This window comes from Flavobacterium sp. FlaQc-30 (assembly GCF_044005885.1).
Lineage (GTDB): Bacteria > Bacteroidota > Bacteroidia > Flavobacteriales > Flavobacteriaceae > Flavobacterium.
Genome location: NZ_JBIPCO010000002.1, coordinates 259,383 through 275,258, shown reverse-complemented (window position 1 = coordinate 275,258; position 15,876 = coordinate 259,383). Strand labels below are relative to the sequence as shown.

The following is a 15,876-nucleotide window of genomic DNA, read 5'->3' as shown; positions in this document are numbered from 1 at the left end:
CTGTTAATGTTATCTAAAATCAATGCGAGTACCGTTTTTTAAAATTATTTTTATAAAATGAATTGGAAAAATTTCACCACTACATTTCGACATCTTAAACAGCTTTTGTTAGTTGTCAGTTTGGTGTATGCTTTTTCTAATTGTCAGATTAAAAAAACTATTCTGCATTTTACTGCGATTGATTCAATCGAATTTTCTCAAAAAACTCAAACTCAATTACCACAGTTTGGATCTTGCAGCAGCAGTTTAATTCATAAAAACACTTTTGTAAAAAAGGTTATTCCTGCACCACAAATTCCTGTTCTACCTAGAATACTGTCATTTTATTCTCCTGTAAATGAGAATCCTGCTTTTACTAAAATTCAAGTTCGCCCTGCTTTTGAATTTGGCAAAAAATCTACGACTTATCCTCCTATGTTTATCGTATTTAAAAATCTAAAAATTGCACTAAAAGCGAATTCAATTACAGCTTAAAACAATTTTATATTTTTAAATTTTATACTGCATGATACAGCAAAAGAAATCTTTTGACACTGCGTCTATGGCTACTTTATCGTTACGATTGGTAGTTGGCTGGACTTATTTTTCGGCATTTTGGAGACGTCTTATTTTAGAAAACAAATTAATACCTGAAGAAGCAGGTTACATTGGCGAGAAATTCAATCATTTTTTACCAAATTCTCTTGGGTTAAAACCCATAATCGAATATTTAGTTACACATCCCGAAGCTTTATGGTATGCAATGGTAACTTTTACTATTGTTGAGGGAATTGTAGGTTTAGCATTAATTCTTGGTTTTTTCACTCGTTTAATGAGTATTGGAATATTCTTATTAGCTTTTGGGATTCTACTTGCTTCCGGCTGGATTGGAACAACTTGTTTAGACGAATGGCAGATAGGAATTTTAGGCTTGGCCGCAGGATTTACTTTATTTATAACCGGCAGTAACTATCTTTCGTTAGATTCTTATTTTATTTCGAGAAAGGTCCCTTTTACTAAAACAAAATGGTTTAAATTTCTAGGTTCTGGACCGCTGAATTTAGCGGCATACAAGCGGCTTATTTTAGTAACTGTTGCTTTTATTGCAGGTCTTACTTTGTATACTAATCAATATTTTCACGGAGGCGTTTTTGGAACGTTGCACAATAAATCAGTAAAACCAAAACTGGAAATCAGCAATTTTAAAATGCAGGATTCAGAAATGAGTTTTGATGTTTATCGAGTTGAAGGCGTTGATGTTTATGGCTCTTTTTTGATTGGTATTTCGCTTCAAGATTCATCTGGAAAATATCTTTTACAATTGCATGGAGCTGATTTAGCAAAATTACCTGCCACAACTATTGACAATCATTATGTTGCCAAAATAAAACCCGGCGCTCACAGCTTGATTATTCCGCTTGGTGCAAAAGCAACAATGCGGCTTCCGATCGATCGTAAAACAATGTCTGACAAAGAGCATTACACGCTGACTTTAACTGATATAAGCGGTCTAACTTGGAGTATTCGTCTATAGTATTTATAAAAAAAGCTGTCCGAAATTATATTTCGGACAGCTTTAAAAATAGAATATTCTATAATTGATTATTATGCTTTATAAAGCATACTTGTGGCACCTAATAAAGCTGCTATCTCATTATCTGTAGAAATAGAAACTTCAATTTCACTTCCAGCTTCTTTAATTTTTTGATTGAAAATAGGCAAAAAGAATTCGCTTGCATTTGCAATTTTTCCTCCAATGATAAAGCTGTCGGCACCAAATTTTTCTAACCACGGAAGAACAATTGCTGCCAAGTCTTGTCCCATTTGTTCAAATACTTTTACAGCCATTTTGTCGCCGTTTTCCGCTAAATTAAAAAGCTCTAAACCATTGTTAACTTTTTTTCCGCTTAAAGCGAAATAACCAGCCAAAAGTCCACGAACTGAAACGTAATCCTCAGCAATACCTTCTTTGTACGGAAGATCGTAAATCTCGCCGTCTTTAGGTACTAAATTTCCTGTGCTGATTGATTCTCCTTTGTCAATAAAACAAGCGCCAAGTCCAGTACCAAGTGTAATCGCCATTACTTTTTTAGAAAGATTTTCTGAGTCTTTAAAAACTTCTCCTTTTCCAAAACAAACGGCATCATTTTCAAAAAGAATTGGAAAATCGCTAGAAAGATCTAGTTTGTCCTGAAATAAATCGCGTACATTCAACCCATAAAAATGTTCGTACTTAGATTGGTCTTTTATCCAGCAAATTCCGTTTGTATAATCAAATGGTCCCGGCATACAAACTGCTAATCCTGAAGTTTTTTCGACTTTAGAATTTTTGAATGATGTTCGAATTGCTTTTTCCCAAATAGTCATAACCTCTTCCACCGGCATATTAGAATCAAAAGACTCTTTGTGCAGTGAAAAATCCATCACCTTCATATCTACTATATCAATTATCGCTGCGGTGATATGTGTGCCTCCAATATCTAAGCCAACGGCATACTCTTTATTCATTCTTGTTTTTTTGTTTTTGGAATTGAACCATTATGGGGTCAACTAAATTTTAGTTTTGATTCTTTTTCACCAGTAAGAGATTAAGTCTAACTACTATTTTTCTTAATCTCTTGATGGCAAATTATTGTTTTAAATGTTTTTATCTTTTAAAATTTGTGGATAATGAATACTGGTGTGTACGATCATTTCTCCAAAAAGTGTATTTGCCCAAGCAAACCATTTTCTAGTAAATTTTGCTACGTCGTCTTTATGAAAAGATTCGTGCATAAAACCAGTATCTGCATTTGTCTTGATTAAGTTGCTGATACATGCTTTTATTTCTTTTTCATCAACACTTGTAATGGCTCTCAAAACAATACTCATTGGCCAGATTGTATCAGTTCCTGTGTGTGGTCCGCCAATACCTTCGCCGGCTTTTCCTTTATAGAAAAACGGATTATTCTCTGAAAGTACTACTTTTCTTGTGTTTAAATAAAGCGGACTATCTGGTTCAATTGCTCCTAAATATGGTAATGATAATAATGACGGTACATTAGCATCATCCATCATGTGGAAACTTCCATATCCGTTTACTTCAAAAGCAATGATTTTTCCGAATTTTGGGTGTTCGATAATTGCGTTTTCTTCTAATCCTTTCTGAACTTGTCCTTGCATTTCTTTCGCTTTGGCAACCAAATCTTTATCTAATAAAGCCGGCAAAGAGAAAATTTCCTGAAGATATCCTAATACTTCAATTGCAAACATATTACTTGGAATTAAATATCCAAATAAAGTGCTGTCGTCACTTGGTCTAAAAGTCGAAACAATTAATCCGCATGGTTTTACTGGATAACCGTAACCTCCTAAAGGTACTCCATCTGTAGCCCAAGCTGTAACTCTTTGAAAATTATATGGTCCTTTATCAGTCCAGCGCTGTTGTTCTTTAAACGTTTGTAAAACCAACAACATAGCTTCTTTCCATTTGCTGTCGAACAAACTTATATCTCCAGTTTCTTTCCAATAACCGTGTGCCAATCTAATTGGGTAGCATAAACTGTCAATTTCCCATTTGCGCTCATGAATTCCAGGCTGCATTTTGGTCATGTCATTTTTCCATTCACTTACCTGATTAAAATCTTTGTAAAAAGCGTTTGCATAAGGATCTAACAAAATACATTTTGTCTGACGGTTGATTACTCCTTTTACCAATTCAGCCAGTTTTTTATCTTCTTTTACAAACGGAATATACGGCCAAATTTGGGCTGTACTATCACGTAACCACATGGCATCAATATCACCTGTAATTACATAAGTATCAGGTTTACCGTCGATGATTTCAAAATCGACAGTGGTATCTAATGTATTTGGAAAACAGTTTTCAAACAACCAAGCCAATTCTGGGTTAGCTATTTGTTTTTTGATTCTTACAATAGCGGCTTCAATAGCTTTACTTGTAAACTTTCTTTCGGCTACAGGAGGTCTTTTTGTAATAAAATCTTTTAATGCAAAATTGAAAGTATCCGATTGCATTCCGAAAGCATCTGTTTGGATGGCCAATAATCCTGCTGAAAATATCCCAGCGTTTTTTATGAATTTTCTACGTGATTGCATAATATTATTTTGAAGTTGAATAAGAATATGGAAAAGCGCTTGCTGAAGTTCCTCTTTGTAAATTTGGTGTATCGCTCATGTCAAAATTTAATTCGCCGCCTTTTAATACATCAAAATGGTTGATATAATTTTTTGAGTAAGCTGCGTTATTCCATTTTAAATCTTGAGCATATTTATTAGTTTCAGAATTTTTTGGTGCATTAATCACCAATTCTTTTCCGTTTTCTAATTGTAATGTCAGCTTTTTAAATAATGGTGCTCCTAGAACATATTCTTCCGTTCCTGGGCAAACTGGATAGAATCCCATTGCAGAGAATACATACCAAGCCGATGTTTGTCCGTTATCCTCATCACCACAATATCCATCTGGAGTTGGTTTGTACATACGATTCATTACTTCACGCGACCAATATTGTGTTTTCCAAGGTTCACCTGCATAATTATACAAATAAATCATGTGCTGAATGGGCTGATTTCCGTGTGCATATTGTCCCATATTCATAATCTGCATTTCGCGGATTTCATGAATAACTGATCCGTAATAACTATCGTCAAAAATTGGCGGTGTTGAAAATACTGCGTCTAATTTTGCAGTAAATTTCTTTTGTCCTCCCATTAAATCAATCAAACCTTGTACGTCATGAAAAACACTCCAGCTGTAATGCCATGCATTTCCTTCGGTAAAAGCATCTCCCCATTTAAACGGATTGAAATCTTTAGGAAAACTTCCGTCTTTATTTCTACCACTCATTAATCCGATTGATGGATTATAAAGATTTTTATAATTCATCATTCTTTTTTCGAATAAACTGATTTCTTTTTTAGGACGATTTAGTGCTTTTGCTAATTTCCAGATCGTAAAGTCATCGTAAGCATATTCTAATGTTCTCGCTGCATTTTCATTGATTTTCACATCGTAAGGCACATAACCTAAAGTATTGTAATACTGTACGCCGCGTCTTCCAACAGCATCCATTGGTCCTTCGTTGTTAGCACCGTGTAATAAAGCTTCGTACAACTTGTTGATGTCATATCCTCGTAATCCTTTGATATAAGCATCAGAAACTACAGAAGCTGAATTATTACCCACCATTACATTTCTAAAGCCCGGACTTGACCATTCTGGCAAGAAACCGCCTTCTTTGTAATCGTTGATTAATGCTTCCTGCATTTCTTTGTTTATAGAAGGATAAACTAAATTCAATAATGGATATAAGGCACGGAACGTATCCCAAAAACCTGTTCCTGCATACATATAACCTGGCAAAACTTTACCATTGTACGGGCTGTAATGTACAATTTCTCCTTTTGCGTTTATTTCGTATTGTTTTTGAGGGAAACATGCTGTACGGTATAAACAAGAATAGAATGTTTTCAATTGCTCGTCGCTTCCGCCTTCTGCAGTTAATTTTCCTAGAACTTTATTCCACTCTTTTTTAGATTCAGCTACTGTTTCTTTAAAAGAAGCTGTTCCTAATTCATTTTTCAAATTCAACTCAGCTTGTTCTTGACTGATAAAAGAAGAGGAAACTTTTACATTTACTATTTCTCCTTTTTTAGTTTTGAAACCTACAACTGCGCCAACATGATCGTCTTTTAATTCTAATTTGTCTTTTTCTAAAACTTTATCATGCCAAGTATAATTGGTTGCAAAAGGTTTATCAAACTGCAATACAAAATAGTTTTTAAAGTTCTCTGGAACTCCGCCGCTGTTGCGAGTGGTGTAACCAATAATTTTATTCTCTGATGGAATAATTTTAATATAAGAACCTTTATCAAAAGCATCAATTACAATTGAAGATTGTTCGTTTTCAGGAAATGTAATCTGAAAATGCGCTGCTCTTTCTGTTGCAGTAATTTCTGTTGTAACGTCATAATCTGCAAGATAAACGCTGTAATAATATGGTTTAGAAACCTCGGCTTTATGGCTGAACCAACTTCCTCTTTCGTCTTCTGCAAAAGTTAATTTTCCAGTAACCGGCATGATAGAAAACTGTCCGTAATCATTCATCCAAGGCGAAGGCTGATGTGTTTGTTTAAATCCTCTAATTTTATCTGCTGTATAAATGTAAGCCCATCCGTCTCCCATTTTACCCGTTTGCGGAGTCCAGAAATTCATTCCCCAAGGTCTGCAGATTGCGGGATAGGTATTTCCGTTTGAAAGACTATGCAAAGACTGTGTACCCATTAACGGATTTACATATTCTACTGGATCTAATGCTTTAACCTGCGCATTTACAAAAATGCAGCATTGTAATAGTCCTAAAAAAATTAAACTTTTTATTTTCATATTCTGTCTTGTTATCCTATTTCTAAAATCTTAAATCTAAAGCGGTCTGTCTGCTTTTTTAACTCCAAAAGTTGTCGATGGTTTACTTCCCATATACAATTTTAACTCTCCGCCTTTTACAATCATATCATGTGTGATATATGATTTTGTATATGGTTTTCCGTTAAACTCAGCTTTCTGAATATAAATATTGGTTTTGCTGTTATCAATCGCTTTTATTGCAAACGAAATTCCTTCTTTATGATGAATTACTGCTGAATTTACTAACGGACTTCCCATAACGTAAATTCCATTTGCAGGATTAACAGAATAGAATCCCATTGATGATAAAACATACCAAGCCGACATTTGTCCTAAATCTTCATTTCCGCACAATCCATCAGGTTTTGTAGAATAGAATTTCTCATCGATTTCACGGATTAATTTGGCTGTTTTCCAAGGTTGTCCAACGTATGCATAAAGGTATGGAATATGGTGATTTGGCTCATTTCCTTGCGCATATTGACCAATTAAACCGCTAATATCTGGAGAGATTTCTTCGCCTTCTACTTTATCAGTTATTAAAAATAATGAATCTAATTTTTTAATAAATTTATCTTCGCTTCCAAATAATTCGATTAAACCGTAAGGATCTTGAGGAACTAACCAAGTGTATTGCCATGCATTTCCTTCTACGTAATCGTCTTTTCTATGTGCTGATGAAAGCGGATTAAATGGTGTTCTCCAATTTCCATCTGTCAATTTACCTCTCATGAATGTAGTTTCTTTATCGAAATAAAGTTTGTACAAATTGGCTCTTTTTGAGAAATAGTTATAATCTTCTGTTTTACCAAGATCTTTCGCCATTAACGCTATACAATAATCGTCGATCGCATATTCTAAAGCGTTTCCAACAGATTCTAACAATTTATCTGCAGGAATGTATTCTAGTTTTTGCACATAATCCATTCCCTCACGCGTTTGCATCGCTGTTTTTTTGATGGCTTCGTAAGCTAATGCAACATCATAGCCTCTATATCCTTTCATGTAAGCGTCTACAATTACAGCAATCGAGTGATTTCCGTTCATTGTATTGGTTTCATTACCCATTAAATGCCAAACTGGTAATCTGCCTTGCTGCTCGTAAATCGCTAAAAATGATTTTACGATGTCGTTAATTTTTTCTTGTTGTGTAATGGTATACAATGGATGTAAACCACGGTAAGTATCCCAAAGTGAAAAAGTAGTGTAGTTTGTAAAGTTTGCTTTTTCGTATACTTTTTTGTCTGTTCCTCTATAATCTCCGTTTACATCATTGAATATTGAAGGTGCAAACATGGTATGATACAAAGCGGTGTAAAAAACTTTCATAGTTTTATCGTCTGCTTTGATCTGAATTTTATTTAACGCTGCATTCCATTTTGAGGTCGCTTGTTTTGCTACAGCATTAAAGTCCCAATTTGGAATTTCGGCTTTTATATTGATAACTGCATTTTCATAGCTTACTGGTGAGATTCCAACTTTTACTAAAACTTCTTTATTTTTTAAACTTGTAAAATCTAAAACTGCTTTCATTTTTAGACCTTCACCTTCGTTTCCGCTTACAGAAGTTTTATCATCGTATAATGCCATATTTGAAATTGGCTCAGAAAATTCTATTGCAAAAAAGATACGTTGATCTGCCGCCCATCCTGATGAATATCTATATCCTACAAGAGTAGTCTCGTTTACTTTTTTGATAAACGTTTTTACAGGTTTGTCCCATCCTACACCATCTGCAAGGTCTAATAAAACGTGATTGTCTTGAGCAGTATTAAAAGTGTATTTATGGAAACCTACTCTTTCGCTTGCTGTTAACTCTGCTTTAATTTTATATTTATCAAGCAGTACACTGTAATATCCTGCTTTGCTTACTTCATTATCATGAGAGAAATAAGAGCCGTAACCTGTTGCCATATCTTCTTTTGTTCCTTTTGTTAAAGGCACTTTTCCTGATACAGGCAATAAAAGAATATCGTTTAAATCTCCAATTCCGGTTCCGCTTAAATGAGTGTGTGTGAAACCTAAAATAGTATTACTAGCATAATTGTATCCACTGCACCAATCCCAGCCTTCAAAAACATTTACTGGTCCTAACTGCACGGCTCCAAAAGGAACATTGGCACCCACAAATACGTGACCGTGACCGGCAGAGCCAATAAACGGATTTACATATTGGGTATAATCTGAATTTGTTTGTTTTACCTTTTTTTCCTGTGAAATAGCAGGATTGGCAAAAAACAGGTTTAGAGCTAAAATACCGCTAAAAGCAATTTTGTTGTACTTTGTAAACATATTTTTTTTATTTATTTGATTTTCTGATGCACCGAAAATTAAATCGGATGTCATCTATATTTTAATTTTTAATAAATACGCACTGCAGTGCATCTCTACAGAAAAACCTTTGAACCTTTGCAACTTAGTTCCTTAGTATCTTTTAAGAACATCATATAGCGAATAAACTTTCAGGACTGGCTTTGTTATTTTGCCTTCAAAAGAAATTGTTCTTTCTTCGCCCTCTTTTAAATCTATATAATTATCGCTCCATTTTCCTGTATAGCCTTTTATAGAAACGTATACATATTTTGCGGCTTTTGAAGCTTTTAAAATCACTTTATTTCCTTTCACTTCCCAAGTTATTTTTGGGTCTTCCAATTTTAAATCAATTGGACGTGTAAGATCAATTTCTGGTGTTTTGTCATCTCTATACGCTTCTTTCATAGCGTACCAAGCTGCTTTTGGCTGTCGGTCATAATAATCCGTTACGCTCCAGCTTGCAACCGGCCAGCAATCGTTAAGCTGCCAAACTAATGTTCCCATATTGTACGGCGCTTTTGAACGGTGAATGCCTATAATATTTTTTACTGAATAGTATTGCAAACATTGTGTGAGGTAAGTATAATCCTCAACATTCATTTTCTTTATTTTATCTGAACTAATAAAATAGCGATTTAAATACGAATCTAATTTCATGAATCCTTTGCCGGCTTTTTGATGCGCCTGCAAAATATCTGAATATAAATATCGGTCTTCTGGTAATGTAAATTTTTCTATTGAAGAGTAATTTGGCATAGCCTGCATTCCGTACTCGCTTACAAAACGTCCCGTTTTATTCTGCACCGCTTCAATATCTTCTAATCCCCACCAAGTTCCCCAATAATGGCTGTCGCCTTCTGTAATGCTTTTTGCTTTTGACCAATGAAATAAAGGTGATGAACTTAGGTATGGTCTTTTAGGATCAACTTCTTTTACCCATTTTGGAATACTATCTTGAAACAAACGAACGTAATCTTTCCATAATCGTGTCGAATCTTGCTTTGACATTTTCATGCTTTTTTGCCATCCCCAGCTTTTAAAAGCTTCATCGATTTCATTATTTCCACACCATAAAACGATGCTTTTATGATGACGAAGACGTTTTACCTGATATTGAACTTCTTTTTTTACATTGTCAAAAAAAGCATCATCTCCTGGCACCATTGTTCCAGCGAACATAAAATCCTGCCAGACATAGATTCCGTTTTTATCACATAAATCATAAAAATAATCATCTTCATAAACCCCGCCTCCCCAAACACGCAGCATATTCATATTGGCATCTTTGGCAAGTGCAATTACTTTTTCGTACTCCTTTTTGGTTACTCGCGACAGGAATGCATCTGACGGAATGTAATTTGCCCCTTTCATATAAACTGGCTTGTCATCAATTTTAAAGTAAAATGATGTTCCTTTATCATCAGGCTGTTGTATCAATTCGATTTTGCGATCTAATACATATGGTTTCTCAGGAGTTTTTACATCATATGCTTCTAATCTTGGCGTTTTCCAAATTCCGCAAGTTGTGAATTTTGGTCCCCAATCCCAGCCAAAATGATATTGCGCTTTACGTACATAGGCACGAGGATTATCTGGAATTACAAAAGGAAAATCTTTTTTAGCCAATGAATCAACAACATTTTGTGCTGATTTAAAAACGACTACTAAATCATTTTTTCCCGGCTTTAAATTCTTTTTTACGTCAACACGCCACTGACGAAACATATTGTCAGCTTTTAAAACTAACTGATTGTTTAAGTAAACGGATGCGTAAGTATCTAATCCGTCAAAAACTAATTCCGTATTTTTTTTATTTAAAGTTGCGGTGCTTACTTCAAAAGTAGTTTTATATTCCCAATCTTTCTTTTCAATCCATTCCAGCTTTTTTTCATTGTCTCTGTAAAATGGATCTGGTATTAATTTATTATTGAGTAAATCGGTATGAACTTCACCAGGAACAGAAGCAGGATACCATTTTGTTGTTTTGGTTTCTCTGTACTGCCATCCTTTTTTTAATTCCACGTTTTGCGCGTTTGCCACAAATGAAAAATTTGCCAGACAAATACTTAAAACCCAATAAAAGTTCTTTTTAAACTCCATTATAACTCAATACTTAATTATTATGCTTTTGCAACTTAATCGTTGGCAGTTTGAGAAGGAAAACGACGTTTCCACAATTCTCCCTCTCTTTTGGGCTTTTAATACGGAATAACAGTAACTAACAAAATATTCTGAAAATCATTTTCCCTTTTACAGCTGCCAAGTTTTATCTTTTAAATTGTTGATTTAGATTTACTACACTTCAATAATTAAAATATTTTAATCCTTCAATTATATGTTCTTTTTGAAAGTAATTCCATCTTTTTCAGCATAAGCTCTTTTGTCTTTTGCGAAAAAAAGGGTATTAAAACTATAGAACTAATTTGTGATACAAACCCTCTAATTTAATGAAAATTGAAATAGAAAATTAAAAATAAGCCGGGAGGTACTCATACTCCTCCCGAGCTTATTCAACTTAACTAACCAAAATTTTAAAACTACTTATCCCACCAAATTCTAGTTGTCATTAAATCCAACCCTTGGCGTTGTATTGCTTCTTTATAATTCACATTATTTGTGATTAACTCAGACTGATCATAAATTAATCTTCTAGGAATAGTTCCTTTTGTTTCTCCTGTTGGATCATTAACTGGAACTAAAACTGGATATCCTGTTCTTCTGTATTCTGAAAATGCTTCAAAACCATTAAACAATAAAACAATCCATTTTTGAGTAATAATTTGTTCGATTTTTTGAGCTTCAGTTCCTGATGATTTAAAAGGATGAGCTGTCATGTAATCGTTGTATTCTGTAAGCGTAACTGCTGGTACTTTGTCTCCAAAAATAGTCAGTATCTGCATTGCAGCTCTTACTCCATCTTCATAATGCTTTTGTGCTGATCCGTTTACATTCCATCCTTTTACAGCTGCTTCAGCCAAAATAAACTCTACTTCAGCGTAAGACATAATTAATGTAGGAGCGTCTAAACGTAATACTGTAGATGTATTAGGGTCTGAGAAAAGTTTCTTGTCTCCACCTGGAAATTCTCTTGCATCGTTTGCAAGACCTTGCTGGCTTGCAGGGGAATTGTCTCCAGTTGCTTCAAGTTTTGCTAAAATTCTTAAACGTGGATCATTATTGTTTTTCAAATTATCAATAAACGTTTTACTGAATTTTGTATTTGCGTCTCCTTTATTCAAGTCATTTATAACCCATGAAGAAGTAATTGGATTTGTTTTAACCCCTTGTGGTCCTGAATCATGTCTTAAAACTAAACTGTCATCATTTGATGTAAAAACACCTTTAGCAACAGCTTTCTCAACATACTGTTGTGCTTTTGCAGGGTTTACTTTAGATAAACGCATTGCAACTCTTAACATCATTGAGTTAGCTAATTTTTTCCATTTAGCCACATCACTTTGATAAAACAAATCTGCATTGCCTACAAATGCTTTATTAGCATCTAAAGCGTCACCTGCTTCATCCAATTCTTTTAAAAGATCATTGTAGATTGCCTCTTGAGTATCATACTTTGGAGCATAAACTCCTCCGTTGTATCCTTTTCCAGCTTCAAAATATGGAATTTCTCCATAAGTATCTGTTAACTTTTGAAACAAGAAAACTTTCATGATTCTTAAAGCCTGAATAGCATTAGCATTTTCTGGTGTATCTTTTATAACAGATAATAACTGGAAAATTTGATTTAATCCTTTACCATACGTTTCTCCAAAAAGTGCTCCTGAATATTCAGATGAATAGGTATATTTTGACCCTGAACCACTTAAGGATGAAAATTGCTGTACAATTTGCGCAGCATAAATATTATTTCCTCTTGTATTAGAAAAGTCTTGTCCGTCAACATAAATCTCAGCAAGTGTAAACATAGATTTTACAGCTGGATCTGTCAAAGCATTTGGATTCTGATTCAATTCTTCGAATCCTTTGTCGCATGAAGCTAGTGTCATTGCACCAACAATTGCAACACAGAATATTTTTATAAATTTATTTTTCATCTTTCAATTTTCGTTATTAGAATTTAACATTAAGAGTTAAACCAAAATTTCTTGTCAATGGCATAGATGCTCTTTCAAGACCTTGTGCATTACTATTAGAGTAGTTAGACTCAGGATCAATGTTTGGCACTTTGTCATAAATTGTCCATAAGTTATGAGCAGAAAATGCTAAACTAACCGATTGAAATGGTGTTTTTGCAAGATTTGCTTTTGGAAAATTATAGCTGAAAGAAACTGCTCTCAACTTGATAAAATCAGCATCGTAAACAAAATTTGATGTCACTTCTGCATAACTTCTCCAGTAATCATATGCAGAAACTGTAGTATTTACAGGGTTACCGTTAACATCTGTACCACTTACTGCAACTCCGCCTTCACGACCGCCAAGTGTTTGCTCAGTTAATCCGTAACGAGTTCCTAACTGGTTTGTTGCTGAGTAGATTTCTCCACCAAATTTAGCATCAACAAAAATCGAAAGTGTGAAATTTTTATAAGAGAAATCATTTGAGAATCCCATAGACAATGGTGCTACACCTTGTCCTGCATTTATTAAATCTCCTCTCATGAATCTGCCGTTTGTATCAAGTACAATATTTCCTTTAGCATCTCTTAAATAATCGTAAGCTTTGATTATTCCAAATGGCTGTCCTTTTTCTAAAACTACAGAAGCTTTTGAGTCTCTATTTCCTTCAAGTGTTTTTGTTGTAATTTTATCAGAAAGATTAAGTACTTCACTATCGTTGTAAGCAAAATTATATCCAACATTCCATGCAAAAGTTGGTGTTTTAATAGCTTTTACATTGATTGCAAATTCAACCCCTTTGTTCAGGATTTCTCCCACGTTGATTTTTGTTGTTCTATAACCAGATGCTTGAGAAATATCGGCATCAGTAATGTCGTTAGTTGTCTTCTTGCTGTAGAAAGTTAAGTCTGTACTCACTCTATTATTGAAGAATGTATTTTCGAAACCAAATTCGATTGTACTAACGTTGTAAGGTCTTAAACCTCTGTTTGGAACTGTATCTCCATTTACTCCTAAAATTGGCTGACCTAAAGAATCTGTTTGTCCATCAGGTGCAGAATACGTTAATGCTAAAGCATAAGCGTCTGGCAAAGCTCCACCAACATTACCCCAACCTGCTCTAATTTTACCATAAGACATCCATTCTGGCAATTGAATAATTTCAGAATAAATTAAACTGGTACTTACAGATGGGTAAAAAGTACTATTACTTGATGGATCTAAAGTTGAAAACCAATCTTGACGACCTGTTAAACTAACATATAAGAAATCTTTGTATCCTAAATCTGCAGAATAGAAAAGTGAGTTAACTTCGCTTTCTGAGAATAATTTTTCTGTTTTTTCAGGTTGTGTATTTCCGTAGAAATATTTGAACGGAACAATAAAATTATTTCCCTTCATTTTAATTCCGCTGAATCTGTTGTGTTGACGGTTAGCTCCAATGAAAGCATCTAATGATAGGTTTTCTACGATATTACCTTTGTATCCTAAATAAGCAGAAGCATTATATTCTGTACGTCCTTCTACTCTGTTCTCTAATGCACCTCCAGTTTTGTAGTTAATTCCTGTAGGTTCGATTTCAGTGTATTCGTAATTGATATCATCCATACCAATAACTCCTTTTGCGTAAATTTTTTCAGTAATGTTATAATTTACTTTTGCAGAACCGATAAAACGTTTTCTAAGGTCACTATTTAAATCTTCTTGCGTTGCAAAATATGGATTTGTTTGGTAAGTATTTGATCCAAAATAGTCAGCTTCCCCTCCATTTTCATCGTAACCATTACTTAACCATCTAATATCTGCTCCTGGATTTAAGAATGTTGTAGTATACGAAGCGTTTCTTGGAGAATCGTTCAAATAAGGTCTGTTTTGACTTTTCTCTGTAATATATTGTGCATTCGTTTCGATACTGATTTTTTTGTTCGGAGACGAGTTTAAACTTAAAGCCACGTTGTTTCTTCCAAAATTTGTTCCTGGCAAAATAGACTCGTCTTTTGTATTTCCGAAAGACAATCTAAAATTTGTTGTTTCGTTTCCTCCAGAAATTGCTAAAGTATTACTGAAAGAATATCCAGTTCTGTAGAAGTTTTTTACGTTGTTTTTCCCATTTGCTTGATATGGTCTAGTAGTTCCATCAAGTGCAATAGTTTGTTTTCCGTCATATTTGTCTCCCCAAGCCAATACATATTTTTCTCTAAGCTCTGATAAACTGCCAAATCTTGAAGGAATTCCATTAATAGGCTCTCCTGATCCGTATTGATCTTGCCAATCTAAAAGGCTTATTGGTGTATTGAATGTAGAGTTTGTACTAAAATCTACACCAAGACCAGTTCCGCTTTTTCCTTTTTTAGTTGTGATCAAGATAACACCATTTGATCCTCTGTACCCGTAAAGAGCAGAAGCGGCACTACCTTTAAGTACTGACATAGAAGCGATATCGTCTGGATTGAAAGAAGACATACCATCTCCTTTATCAGCTCCACCCCACATACCAGCATTACCTTGCTGAGTGTTATCGATTGGAATACCATCTACAACATACAAAGGCTGGTTTGATCCAGAAGCCGAAGTTGCTCCACGAATTACAACACGGCTAGAACCTGACGGTCCAGAAACTGGCGCAGAAACGTTAACACCGGCAATTTTACCTTGTAACGCGTTTCCTAAGTTAATTTCTTTGTTTTTTGTTAGTTCTTCTCCTTTAAGTTCCCCAACAGCGTATCCTAAACTTTTCTTTTGTTTTTTAACTCCAAATGATGTTACAACAACATCTTTTAATTCTTGTACATTTTCTAATAATACAACTGATATTTTATTTTCACCTGGCTGAAGTACTATCGTTTTTGATGTAAAACCTATCGAAGATACATTTAAAGTAACTGCTCCTTCTGGAACATTCATTTTAAATCTACCTTCTGTATCTGTAATTGCACTAAACGGTTTTCCTTGAACCTCGATAGATGCAGCAATAACTCCTCTGTTTTGTGCATCTGCCACTACGCCTGTTATTAATCGATTTTGCGCCACAGCACCTAAGCTGCACAACAATACCATTCCTAACACTGCTAATATTCGTTTCATAAGCTTTTTTTTTGGTA

General features: G+C 34.4%; 9 protein-coding genes. 2 read left to right on the top strand and 7 right to left on the bottom strand.

From position 1 onward, the window contains the following. Positions 1-57: 57 nt before the first annotated feature. Complete coding sequence (locus tag ACHRV0_RS06535) at positions 58-474, top strand: hypothetical protein (protein ID WP_395440274.1); 417 nt, start codon at positions 58-60, stop codon at positions 472-474. A 31-nt stretch (positions 475-505) separates the two neighbouring features. Further along, the gene (locus tag ACHRV0_RS06530; protein ID WP_395440273.1) at positions 506-1,513 is read left to right on the top strand and encodes a TQO small subunit DoxD; all 1,008 of its coding nucleotides are present in this window, start codon (positions 506-508) and stop codon (positions 1,511-1,513) included. Positions 1,514-1,584: 71 nt separating this feature from the next. Here ACHRV0_RS06530 and ACHRV0_RS06525 read toward each other — a convergent pair whose 3' ends face one another. From ACHRV0_RS06525 to ACHRV0_RS06495, 7 genes are all read right to left on the bottom strand, one after another. Then, positions 1,585-2,487 carry an ROK family protein gene (locus tag ACHRV0_RS06525; protein WP_395440272.1) on the bottom strand — a complete coding sequence of 301 codons (903 nt, stop codon included), beginning with the start codon at positions 2,485-2,487 and terminating at the stop codon, positions 1,585-1,587. Between the two features lie 129 nt (positions 2,488-2,616). Continuing rightward, positions 2,617-4,077, bottom strand: a complete 1,461-nt coding sequence (locus ACHRV0_RS06520; RefSeq protein ID WP_395440271.1) for a glycoside hydrolase family 125 protein — start codon at positions 4,075-4,077, stop codon at positions 2,617-2,619. Positions 4,078-4,081: 4 nt separating this feature from the next. Continuing rightward, a complete protein-coding gene (locus ACHRV0_RS06515; protein ID WP_395440270.1) occupies positions 4,082-6,367 on the bottom strand; it encodes a GH92 family glycosyl hydrolase in 2,286 nt (761 codons plus the stop codon). A 36-nt stretch (positions 6,368-6,403) separates the two neighbouring features. Next, positions 6,404-8,680, bottom strand: a complete 2,277-nt coding sequence (locus tag ACHRV0_RS06510; RefSeq protein ID WP_395440269.1) for a GH92 family glycosyl hydrolase — start codon at positions 8,678-8,680, stop codon at positions 6,404-6,406. 132 nt (positions 8,681-8,812) lie between these two features. Continuing rightward, a complete protein-coding gene (locus ACHRV0_RS06505) occupies positions 8,813-10,723 on the bottom strand; it encodes a glycosyl hydrolase 2 galactose-binding domain-containing protein (protein ID WP_395440268.1) in 1,911 nt (636 codons plus the stop codon). Positions 10,724-11,238: 515 nt separating this feature from the next. Further along, on the bottom strand, positions 11,239-12,753 hold the full coding sequence (locus tag ACHRV0_RS06500; protein ID WP_395440267.1) for a SusD/RagB family nutrient-binding outer membrane lipoprotein: 1,515 nt from the start codon (positions 12,751-12,753) through the stop codon (positions 11,239-11,241). A 16-nt stretch (positions 12,754-12,769) separates the two neighbouring features. After that, positions 12,770-15,859: a SusC/RagA family TonB-linked outer membrane protein gene (locus tag ACHRV0_RS06495; RefSeq protein ID WP_395440266.1), complete on the bottom strand. Its 3,090-nt coding sequence runs from the start codon at positions 15,857-15,859 to the stop codon at positions 12,770-12,772. Positions 15,860-15,876: the final 17 nt, after the last annotated feature.